The following is an 11,079-nucleotide window of genomic DNA, read 5'->3' as shown; positions in this document are numbered from 1 at the left end:
TCAAAAGATCCAGTTAAACGCAAACGACATAGCAACACTTATGAAGTTAGCTGAAGAGTTTAAGTCAGAACTTGCATCCTTAAACGTCAGGGTTGCAGCACTTGAGAAGAAGGCAGCTCTTGACACTGTGAACTTCACAGGCGATGCAAGGTTTAGACTTGGCAGCGAAAAGAGAACATTTGAGGCATTGAGTGCTCCAGGAACTTTAGTTTATCCAACTGCTCTTTCTAGTCCTGGCAGCAACAGCGGCGGCATAGTTGGTAGTACAACACCTGCTGTGACTACACCGATTCCGGATAAAAAAGATGATACCTTTATGCGTTATAGAATTAGATTAAACGTTGCAGCGCCAGTTGCTGACAACGTCAGCTTCAATGCAAGACTTACCATGCAGAAGAATGCTGGCGTAAACGGCACAGGAGATAACTCCAATATTGTTACAGCTGCAAACACAGGTTATAATAACAACCAGAATACCCTATTTGTTGAGAGATCTTACATCACATGGACTCTTAACCCATATCCTGTAACCTTTGTCCTCGGCAGACTTCCTACTATGGATACAGGCAGATACTATAACGCTCTCTTCCTTGACGCATCAGTAGAAGGCGGCTTAGTAGTGTTTGATTTGAGCAATGTACTTCCATCAACCTCAGTCTCAGCAGCATGGGTAAAGCTCTTTGACGATGGCTTGATCACATCTAGCCAAGAAGCATCTGGATATAAGGACAAAGACGTATATGTATTAAACCTTAAGACTAAGCTCTTTGACACGTTTGCCTTAGAGGCAGATTACGGCTATATTGACAAGTTTTCTTATTTTGGTCCAACAACAAGTATGGCTCCTTCTACAGCGAACGGTCTATATGGCAAGTATGATTGGTGGGCAGTAATAGGTAACTGGACTATGTATAACGTAAATATGTGGGCAGGATATAGCGGCACATCTACCGATATGCCACAAGGCGTAGTCGGAACTACTTATAGCGGATTGCACACTGTAAACGGTGGCGCATGGAGAGTTGGAGCAACCCTCCCTCTACCAGTTGGCGCGCTTACAGGCGACTTCTGGTTTGGCGACAACAAGTGGTACAACCCATTCATAATTAACACAATGGGCACCTCAGAATATAAGGATTACTACAACGTATACTATACCCTCCCAGTTGCAAAGAACGCATCCTTAACATTGAACTATGACTACTGGAAGGGTAAGAAGCCTTATAGCACTGATACGGTGAATGGCGTATACTATACATTTAACCCAGATCAGATTAAGGACGATACAAGATACTACATTCAGATGGACGTAAAGTTCTAAAAAAATTTTTTAAGCCCCCGAGAGATCGGGGGCTTTTTTATTTATAAATAAAAATATTTTTTCCCTAAGATTTTCTTATAACCCTCTCCTTCACGACTAACAATTTTTGTGATAATATAAGTAAATTTTAGTTATAAAGTGAGGGGCTCTTTATTGAATATTCGCAGAATAATTTTCATTTTTTCACTGTTAGCCATGTTTGCACTAAGTTTATCTATCTGTGGGTGTTCTTTCATAGGCGTGTCAAATCCTGCATTAAAGATCGCCTTAGTAGTCCCCCTTTCAGGAGAGCTTTCTCAGATTGGTGAAGAGGAGAGAAACGGAGCTCTTCTTGCCATAAAAGACGCCAATGCCGATGGGGGTGCATTTGGCAGAAAGTTTGAGCTTGTACAGATGGATGACAAAGGCGATCCAGTTGAATCTGCAATCATTGCGCGAAAAATTTGTGCAAACCCATCAATCTTGGCTGTAGTCGGTGGGGTAGATGCAGGAGACACTATAATGTCTGCCCAAATTTATGCAAAGAACAACGTTGTGATGGTTTCTCCCTCTACTACAAGCCCAGAGCTTACCAGTAAGGGTTATTACAGCGTTTTTAGGGTTTGTGCTAGTGATTTACAAGAAGGAATAAGCGCTGCCAAATTTATTGCAAACGATCTGAAATTAAAACGATTAGCCATAATTGAGGATAACAGCGACTATGCAAGAGATCTTATAGCCACCTTTAAGGGTGAATTTTTGAAGTTGGGAGGGGTAGTTCTTGCTGAGGAGAAGATCTATCAGGGAGATAAGGACTTCAAAGCCCCCCTTGAAAAGATAAAGTCTATTAATCCTGAGGTGATATATTTTTTAGGGATGTATCCAGAGGGCGCCCAAATAATAAAAGAAGCAAAGGAAATGGGCATAAAATCTGTTTTTTTTGGGACTAATGGCATAAAGGATACAGAATTTATAAAGATTGCGGGCATAGCTTCAGAGGGCACAATGGCTACATCGGTTGGTTTCTCATTTAATAAGCTTATTAAAGGAGCTGATTTTGTGAAAAGATATAAAGAAGCCTTTGGAAGGGATCCCACTGACTACGCGGTCTTTGCATATGACGCAACCCTTTCTATAATAGATGCTATTAAGTTGTCTGGAAAGCCAGATAGGACTATACTGGCAAATTCAATGCATAATTTGAAATTTGATGGTATATTAGGAAGTACTTCTTTTGATAAAGAGGGTAATACGAACAACAATCTTGTAGGCGTTTATATTGTTAAAAATGGCAGTTGGAGAATCATCAACTAATATGAAGGGAGTGATTTTACAATTTTCTTACAACAATTGGTAAATGGAATAACTTTGGGGGCGGTGTACGCTTTGATTGCATTGGGCTATACTATGGTGTACGGTATACTTGAACTTATCAATTTTGCTCATGGAGAAATATTTATGATGGGCTCCTTTTTTGGGCTCCTTTTTTGGTGGATATTGGAGATGACAGGTTTGTCAAAGGTCATACCAATTCCCCTTGCCATCTTTCTAATGTTTATGTTCTCTATGATCGCTACTGCCTTTCTGGGGGCGCTTCTTGAATTTATAGCCTATCGTCCACTAAGGAGCGTGACAAATAGGCTGATACCGTTAATTAGTGCACTTGGCGCATCGATTTTTCTGCAAAATTTTGCTATGCTTACGTTTGGATCTACAAATAGGGTATATCCTGCAATATTTCCTGATTTTGGATGGGACATTTTGCATGCGAGGATAAGCTTAATTCAAATATTTATTTTTACTACTTGTATATTGATGATGTTAGGTTTAACTCTTCTTGTAAACAAGACTAAGCTAGGTCGATCAATGAGGGCTGTTGCGCAAGACTACGTTACAGCAAGCCTAATGGGAATAAGAGTTAATAGAATTATTACAATCACCTTTATGATAGGTTCATCTCTTGCTGCTGCTGCTGGGGTTATGTATGGAATGTATTATGGTGTGGCGAAATTCGACATGGGATACCTTGCAGGTTTGAAGGCATTTACAGCAGCTGTGCTTGGTGGTATAGGTAACATACCCGGTGCTATGCTTGGAGGGTTTTGTTTAGGCATTATAGAGAGCTTTGGCGCTGGTTATATATCGTCTGAATATAAGGATATGTTTGCCTTCCTTATGCTTTTATTTATCCTGTTGCTTAGACCTTCTGGCCTCTTGGGCCAACAGGTTCCCGATAAAGTATGATGGATATCAGGTTTAGAAGAAAGGTCAAAACCGTAGCAAGACGATGGAATAATATGGATGCGCGCCTCAAGTGGGGCATACTTTTTTTGGTTGCTTGTGTGTATCCATTTCTTGTTTCGTCTCAATACTACGTTCACATTATGAATCTGGCTTTTATATACGTGGTTCTATCATTGGGCTTGAATATAGTTTGTGGACTAGCAGGACTTCTTGATTTGGGCTTTATAGCCTTTTATGCCGTAGGGGCATATACCTATGCAATTCTTTCAATTAAGCTAGGGCTCAGCTTTTGGGAAATCTTGCCAATAGCGTGCTTTACAACTGCACTTTTTGGTCTTTTAGTTGGTTCCGCCGCTTTTAGGTTAAGGGGTGACTACTTTGCAATTGTTACTATGGGTTACGGTGAAATAATTAGAATTCTTGCAAATAATCTAACCTTTCTGACAAACGGTCCAATAGGGATAGCTGGCATACCAAGACCGAGTATTTTTGGATTCAAATTTGAAGATCCGTTTCAATATTACTTTATGGCCTTAGCTTTCGTAGCAATAGCCGTATTTCTGACTTATAGGTTCCAGGCATCAAGGATAGGAAGGGCCCTTGAAGCTATTAGGGAGGATGAGATCGCAGCTGTCTCGATGGGTGTCAATCTTAAAAATTTCAAATTAATCTCTTTTATATTAGGCGCCATGCTTGGTGGATCTATTGGGGTCTTTTTCGCGAGCTATGCTACCTTCGTGTCTCCTGAGAGCTTTAGCTTTATGGAGTCGGTTATGGTTCTTGCAATGGTGGTAATTGGCGGTATGGGTACTATTGAGGGGCCTGTAATAGGCGCGCTCACCCTTGTTTTCTTGCCCGAGATTTTAAGAAGCGTTTCTGAATACAGGATGCTTATATTTGGTGCTCTTATGGTATTTATGATGATCGTTATGCCAAAAGGCTTTATGGGTTGGATAAAACCAAGAAGGATCTTAAAAGGAGCAGAGGAGGAAAATTCTTTTGTTACTAGAAATCGCTAATGTTACCAAACAGTTTGGGGGTCTTATTGCTGTAAACGATGTCTCAATGGAGGTTAATGAGGGCGAAATAGTTTCAGTTATTGGTCCTAACGGCGCAGGCAAAACAACTCTCTTTAACTGTGTTACAGGTGTCTATACCCCTGAAAAGGGAAAAATTCTTTACAAAAAGGATGGCGTAGTAAGGGATATTGTTGGGGTGCCAGCTTATAAGATAGCATATCTTGGGATATCTAGAACCTTCCAAAATATCAGACTTTTTAAAAATATGACTGTTTTAGAAAATGTCTTGGTAGGAAGACACTCAAAGTTAAAGGCTAAAGTGTGGGAGATACTCTTAACTATGCCTGCCTTTATAAAGGAGGAAAAAGAAGGAGTAAGATTAGCAAGGAACCTATTAGATTTTGTGGGATTACTTAATAGAGAGTCAGAGATTTCTGTAAACCTTCCATATGGACTTCAGAGAAAGTTAGAGATTGCTAGAGCCCTTGCATCCGAACCAAAGATATTGCTGCTTGATGAACCCGCTGCAGGTATGAACCCTTCAGAGACTGAAGAGCTTATAAGGTTAATCAAAAAAATTAGGGATATGGGAGTTACTATAATTCTTATAGAGCACGATATGTCTCTTGTTATGAAGCTTTCTGAGAAAATAATTGTGCTAGATTTTGGACAAAAGATTGCTGAGGGTAGCCCAGTGGAAATTAGAAACAATCCAAGGGTTATAGAAGCGTATCTTGGAAAAGAGGAAGCTGAAATTGCTTAAAGTAAACAATGTAGTTCTAAGATATGGCGGGATAGTTGCTCTGAAGGGCGTTTCACTGGAGGTAAAGGAAGGAGAGATAGTGGCCCTCATTGGTGCCAATGGAGCGGGAAAATCATCGGTATTAAAGGCTATAATGGCGGTTGAAAAGGTTGCAAGCGGAGAGGTGTACTTAGACGATGTGCTTTTAACTGGACTTTCAACTGATAAAATAGTAAGCATGGGATTGTGTTTGGTTCCTGAGGGTAGAAGGATATTCACAAGGATGAGCGTTCATGAAAACCTTTTAATGGGTGCGTTCTTGAGGAAAGATAAAAAGGGGATCCAGGATGACATAGAGATGGTTCTAACTTTATTTCCAAGATTAAAAGAAAGGCTAAACCAAAAGGCTGGGACTCTATCAGGTGGAGAGCAGCAAATGCTTGCAATTGCGAGAGGCATGATGTCAAGACCAAAATATCTATTTTTAGATGAGCCGTCGCTTGGGCTTGCGCCAGTTTTAGTTGATGAGATATTTAAAATAATAAAAGAGATAAACGAATCAGGCACAAGCCTGTTAATTGTTGAGCAAAATGCTGTAAAGGCCTTAAAATTAGCAAATAAAGGATACGTTATAGAAACAGGAAATATAACGTTGTCTGGTACTTCTGAGGAGTTACTTAACTCAGAACACGTTAGAGCGGCCTATCTTGGCGGCAAATAAATAAAAAAACCGCGCAAAAGCTTGCGCGGGCTTTTTTTATTTAAAACAAGTATTATTATTCTTCGCTTTTCCAAAGGCCGTGAAGGTTGCAATACTCTCGTGCCATTAGGCTTTTTGGTTCGGTTGGCAGTGAAAATAAGGCTTCTGGCTTATCGTTATATGTTAGCCTTTTTATCAGCACGTACGAATCATCAACGTGCAGTTCGATCCATTCAATCCAGTGGGTATTTGTCATCGGGTGAGGAGTAGAGCCTACCTTTACAAGTACCTCCTTCCCATTTCTCTCTATAACAGGAACGTGCTTTTCTACAGCGGCATCAACAGTATTTTCTTCCATTAGCTTCATCGGATTTCCACAGCAAACGAGCTGTCCAACACCAGAGTGAAGAACCATTACAATATTTCCACATGTTTCACACTTATAGATCTGCAAAGCTTCAGTAGCCATTAATTTACACCTCCGAAATGATTATTAATATTATTATAACAAATTTTTGTCAAAAAACTATTCTTAATTGTCTAATAAATAGGTAAATTTTATTAGATTAGACCTTTCCTTTGAAAGGTTTGCCCAGATAGAGTTAATCTTATCTTCTTTCTCTTTATCTAGTTTTGCTAACTTAATCAAAATCGTTAAGCCTTCTGTACTGTTTTGGATCTCAATCTTTCGAATGTTTAAGCCAAAGAGCTTCCATATTTTTCTGCCAACTGTTTGGAGAGGTTCTAGAAGCTCGTTTTCTACAATGTAATTACTTATTGTATCTCTGTTCTTTTCTATGGTATATCCTGAAAATCCTAAGACCTCAAGTACCTTACCATGGTCCTTTGAGATTTGGTAATTTTCAAATAGATCCTTCTCAAGTCCCAATTTCTTTATCAGTCTGATTACAAGGTCTTCCAATTCTTTTACTCTAGACTCTAACCTTTCAAAATCCCTCTCGTTCAATTTACACCCTCTCAATTCGTATTAATTCTATAGAATTTAAGAAGCCTTTTAATGCTTACAAATAAAACGTTATCCCTTTCAGCACTGTTAAGTAGTGCATCTAATTTGCCCCTACCTAAGTACGGATGAAAGAAAAATGAGGCGACGCCTCTTGAAAAAGCTTTGTTTTTTCTGAGTTCATTATAAACTGTTTTTTGCGTAAAATTGTATCCATCATAACCAAAATCCTCTGGTATCCAGTACATCCCATTATAAGTTGATGGATATATTAACATCTGGTGGACTATCAAAGGATTGTCAAACTGCACTTCATCAGTCAGAAGCATTCTTTCGTAGATCGTTTTTATACCTTCGGCTTTAAGAGCCTTATAAAGAATAGGAGGAGCCATATAATGAGGTGTTTCCCAACCATCTATTTTTAAACCTGCTGCACTTATTATTTCTTTTGCTTCTTTAATTCTACCTTCAAGCTGTTCAAGGGTAATCCTACCTGGAAAGGGGGCTTGAATTTTATTGTCCCAAAATTCATACCCTACAGCGGATTCACCTGAGAATTGATGTGTAAGTCCGTGTATAAAGATCTGTGCTCCATGCATCTGTGCTTCCTTTAAAACTGATATCAGTTCTACATCATCTGTTAGTTTCACATTGATGCCCTTTGATGGGTCCACAAATATTGGTATTACTGCAATAGAGAAGGGAATATCCCTCTTCTCAAGAAGGTCTATTACGGCCTTCAGTCTTGGGATGTCGTACATTGGGTGAACGTCCTCTAACCTGATAAGACCTAGTGGCCTTGGCTGTTCTGGAACGCCCAAATACCTTGCTATTGCGTCACAAAGAGCCATATATCTTTTTCTGTCAATACCCAAAAACGGATTAGAAGCCATAAAAAATAGATTTTTTGACTTTAAGAGAATTGGAGATGAATCGCCTTTGTTGTTTTCTGCTGATATCAAAACACTAGAGCTTTCTGGATTTATAGGAGTAACGTAAAACGGCTGTGTGTCAAATGTAAACCCTCTATATAAAACTTTGTTAAAGCTAAACTGAGCGTTTGAATATCGAAATCCTACTTTACTTTTTCCATATCCATCAAGTAGTGCTTCTTCGTTGGAGCCAATCCACCATGTAGCTTCTTTCTCTGCCTTAGCTCTCCAAACAATTGGCTCCGGAATAAACTGCATTCCCCTTGTACCTTCATAAAACAAGATGTTTGGATCTTTTGTTACGTATGGTGAATCTATAGGGAATCTCTTAACTTTTATATCCTTCACGTGTAGTACATTTTCCAACCATCCTGATTGCATTTTTCCAACATCTGAATACCAAATTTCACTTCGATCGTAAAATATTAAAGCGCTTACTCTTTCTTTTGAACTAGTAAAGAGAAATGATATCGATATTAATAATAAGAGAGTGCCTAGTAATTTATCTAACGATAAATACTGAGCACTTTGCATGATGACTGATTTTATCCGATACGCTCCCCATTAAAAAGCCCTCAAATTCATTTAAACCTCTACTGCCCAAAACTACAAGATCGAAGTTTTCGCTTTTAATCCTTTCTAGGATCATGTTGGCAGCGTTTGCAATATCCATAAAGGTTGTTATATCCTTTATTCCATTTTCTTCAACATACTTTTTGGCGTCATCGATTATCTTTTTGCCGTTTTTCTCAAGGTCTTCAATCATTTGTGGCATGAATGCTACCTCTGCGCCCATAAGATCTGGAAGCATGGGTGGCATGCAAACGGCATGACAAATTTCAACAGAACTGTTAAAGGCTTTTGCAAGAGAAATAGCCGTATCTAAAACCTTTTGGGTATGTACAGAACCGTCAATTGCTACGAGAATCTTTTTATACATTGGTGTGCTCATGTTCGTGTGGGTGGGTGTGAGGGTGAGTGTGCACGCTCCCATCAGAGTGGGTATGCTCATGGGTGTGCATGCTTTCTACAGTAAAGCTTTCTTCTTGATATAAACTTTCCTGTGCTCTCTCCAATGCAGAAACCACCAACTTTAAATGTTCTATGGCTTCTTCCAAGTTCTTTTCCATACCCTCAAATCCTAAAATGTTGCCCATCATCTGCCAACGCGCTATCTCTTCTCTGAGAAGCTGCACTCTATTTATCAGATGTTTTGTTTCAATCTTCATTACCGTCATATACGACTCGTTATTTGAACACATTTTTTCGCCTCCAGCAATAGTTTTATCATATAGTATAGCAAATTTACTTAAAAAAAGAATATTTTTTGAGTGGTAAGGTATTTTATGCTTTTATATATTGATAACCTGCTTTTGAGAGTTTTACCATTTCTACGATTCCCGAAGGCACAACATTTACGAATTCAAGAACGCTATCTAACCCTATATGGGTTTCCCTTAAGGCGTTTTGTGAAACCATAAACTTTACGCCCTGCTTGTACAAGGAAAGCATTTCATCTTTTAGAGAATTCTCTCTATCCTTTGTGAATAGCTTTACTCCATCACCATTTGCAATAAATACAATTTGTATACCCTCTTCTTTGTAGGTTTCAAGCAAATTCTTTGCACTAAAGAAAGCCTTCGTAAGTCTAACGCTATCGTCAGTGTCGATGTGGATTACTACGCTATTCATAAACGTATACCCCCTTATATATAAGTTGTATTTATTATACTATAAAATAAATTTTTTTGTAAGCTCAATTATCTTTAAAAATAAAAAAGCCCCCGATCTCTCGGGGGCTTAAAAAAGCCTTTTAGAAATTTACGTTAAGTTCAAGTTCGTATTCGTTGTAGTTGTTTGCTTGAGCTGGGTTAAATGTGTAATAATAGCCATTTGTTGCGTCAGTGTTATATGGTTTTTGACCTTTCTGATATATGTAGACGAGAGACAGGTGTGCATTTTTTGCAACTGGTATTAGGTAATAAAAGTCTAAATAATCTTTATAGCCTGTACTTACTGTGTTGTTTATAAATGGGTTGTACCACTTGTTGTTTCCAAACCACAAATCGGTTCCAAGTGTCCCGACGAGAAATGGCATATCACCGCCAAGTCCCCATGCACCACCGTTTACGCTCTTTATGCTATTGATATTTCCTGTGCCGTCAAGAACTGGCATATCGGTAGAAGTACCTTCATAACCTGCATACATATCTATGCCATATACATTCCAGCTTCCAAGTACTAGCCACCAGCTGTATTTTCCATATTGGCCGTTGTTTCCCGTTGTAAGTGCTGTAGCATTTGTCCCAGGAAGACCAGCAGCTCCAGTTCCATTAGCGCCTGAGTAAAGGTTGCCATAATATGCAAATTTGTCAACATAACCGTAATCTGCTTCTAAGTTAAAGGCGTTAAACATCTTGGATTTAAGGTTTAAGATGTACAGATCTTTATCTTTATAGCCATTTGCTTCTTGATCAGAGGTAATAAGACCATTGTCAAATACCTTTGCCCAGGTTGCTGAAACGGTTGTGGATGGCAAGAAGTTTGACATATCAAATATTACCTGCGCGCCTTCAGTGCCCTCGTCTAAAAACATATTGTTGTAATACTGACCTTGATCCATAGTAGGAAGTCTGCCGAGGACAAATGTCACAGGATATGGGTTAAGAGTCCACGTAATATATGCTCTGTCAACAAAAAGAGTATTTGAGTTATCCATATAACCGGATGTAGCTGCAATTATAGGATTATTGGATCCTCCTGCAGTATTATGACCAGCATTTTTTTCTACTACAAGTCTGCCATTGAAACTAATATTGTCTGCAACTGGCGCTGCAATGTTTAATCTAATTCTATACTTCATATAAGTATCGTTATTTGCATCCTGGAGAGCTGGATCGTTTTTATTAGTAATACTCGGTGATACTGTACCTATTATACCTCCATTGTAGTTAGTGTTATAGTCATATTCGTCTAGAGTTACCGAATATGCAGTTTTACCATTTGCAAACGGGCTAAGGGCGTAATAATCTTGATTTGCTGAATTTAACCTAAATTGCGCGTCTCCTGTGAAGTTCACAGTGTCAAGAGCTGCCTTCTTCTCAAGTGCTGCAACCCTGACGTTTAAGGATGCAAGTTCTGACTTAAACTCTTCAGCTAACTTCATAAGTGTTGCTAT

13 protein-coding genes are annotated in these 11,079 nt (G+C 38.9%); 6 read left to right on the top strand and 7 right to left on the bottom strand.

From position 1 onward, the window contains the following. From ACWIUX_RS00360 to ACWIUX_RS00335, 6 genes are all read left to right on the top strand, one after another. A partial coding sequence (locus ACWIUX_RS00360; protein WP_448588734.1) for a DUF3373 family protein occupies positions 1 to 1,321 on the top strand: 1,321 nt, incomplete at its 5' end. A gap of 153 nt (positions 1,322 to 1,474) precedes the next feature. Beyond that, complete coding sequence (locus ACWIUX_RS00355; RefSeq protein ID WP_448588733.1) at positions 1,475 to 2,614, top strand: branched-chain amino acid ABC transporter substrate-binding protein; 1,140 nt, start codon at positions 1,475 to 1,477, stop codon at positions 2,612 to 2,614. A gap of 21 nt (positions 2,615 to 2,635) precedes the next feature. Beyond that, complete coding sequence (locus tag ACWIUX_RS00350) at positions 2,636 to 3,544, top strand: branched-chain amino acid ABC transporter permease (RefSeq protein ID WP_448588735.1); 909 nt, start codon at positions 2,636 to 2,638, stop codon at positions 3,542 to 3,544. After that, positions 3,541 to 4,563: an ABC transporter permease subunit gene (locus ACWIUX_RS00345; protein WP_448588732.1), complete on the top strand. Its 1,023-nt coding sequence runs from the start codon at positions 3,541 to 3,543 to the stop codon at positions 4,561 to 4,563. Before ACWIUX_RS00350 ends, ACWIUX_RS00345 begins: the two co-directional genes overlap by 4 nt. After that, on the top strand, positions 4,544 to 5,326 hold the full coding sequence (locus tag ACWIUX_RS00340) for an ABC transporter ATP-binding protein (protein WP_448588731.1): 783 nt from the start codon (positions 4,544 to 4,546) through the stop codon (positions 5,324 to 5,326). Before ACWIUX_RS00345 ends, ACWIUX_RS00340 begins: the two co-directional genes overlap by 20 nt. Next, positions 5,319 to 6,026 (top strand): ABC transporter ATP-binding protein, encoded by a 708-nt coding sequence (locus tag ACWIUX_RS00335; RefSeq protein ID WP_448588730.1) that lies wholly within the window; start codon positions 5,319 to 5,321, stop codon positions 6,024 to 6,026. The genes ACWIUX_RS00340 and ACWIUX_RS00335 overlap by 8 nt, the downstream gene beginning before the upstream one ends. 55 nt (positions 6,027 to 6,081) lie before the next feature. Here ACWIUX_RS00335 and ACWIUX_RS00330 read toward each other — a convergent pair whose 3' ends face one another. From ACWIUX_RS00330 to ACWIUX_RS00300, 7 genes are all read right to left on the bottom strand, one after another. Beyond that, positions 6,082 to 6,474, bottom strand: coding sequence for a desulfoferrodoxin (locus ACWIUX_RS00330; protein WP_448588729.1), 393 nt, complete (start codon positions 6,472 to 6,474; stop codon positions 6,082 to 6,084). A gap of 63 nt (positions 6,475 to 6,537) precedes the next feature. Continuing rightward, a complete protein-coding gene (locus ACWIUX_RS00325) occupies positions 6,538 to 6,972 on the bottom strand; it encodes a hypothetical protein (protein WP_448588728.1) in 435 nt (144 codons plus the stop codon). 11 nt (positions 6,973 to 6,983) lie between these two features. After that, positions 6,984 to 8,435, bottom strand: coding sequence for a polysaccharide deacetylase family protein (locus tag ACWIUX_RS00320; protein WP_448588727.1), 1,452 nt, complete (start codon positions 8,433 to 8,435; stop codon positions 6,984 to 6,986). Further along, the gene (locus ACWIUX_RS00315) at positions 8,404 to 8,841 is read right to left on the bottom strand and encodes a universal stress protein (protein ID WP_448588726.1); all 438 of its coding nucleotides are present in this window, start codon (positions 8,839 to 8,841) and stop codon (positions 8,404 to 8,406) included. Before ACWIUX_RS00315 ends, ACWIUX_RS00320 begins: the two co-directional genes overlap by 32 nt. Next, positions 8,834 to 9,163, bottom strand: a complete 330-nt coding sequence (locus ACWIUX_RS00310) for a hypothetical protein (RefSeq protein ID WP_448588725.1) — start codon at positions 9,161 to 9,163, stop codon at positions 8,834 to 8,836. The genes ACWIUX_RS00315 and ACWIUX_RS00310 overlap by 8 nt, the downstream gene beginning before the upstream one ends. An 82-nt stretch (positions 9,164 to 9,245) precedes the next feature. Next, positions 9,246 to 9,593: a DsrE family protein gene (locus ACWIUX_RS00305; RefSeq protein WP_448588724.1), complete on the bottom strand. Its 348-nt coding sequence runs from the start codon at positions 9,591 to 9,593 to the stop codon at positions 9,246 to 9,248. 121 nt (positions 9,594 to 9,714) lie between these two features. Beyond that, positions 9,715 to 11,079 (bottom strand): DUF3373 family protein (locus ACWIUX_RS00300; RefSeq protein WP_448588723.1); only part of this gene is annotated, 1,365 nt, incomplete at its 5' end.

Source organism: Thermodesulfobium sp., assembly GCF_053498235.1.
This window is presented reverse-complemented; position numbering and strand designations above follow the sequence as displayed.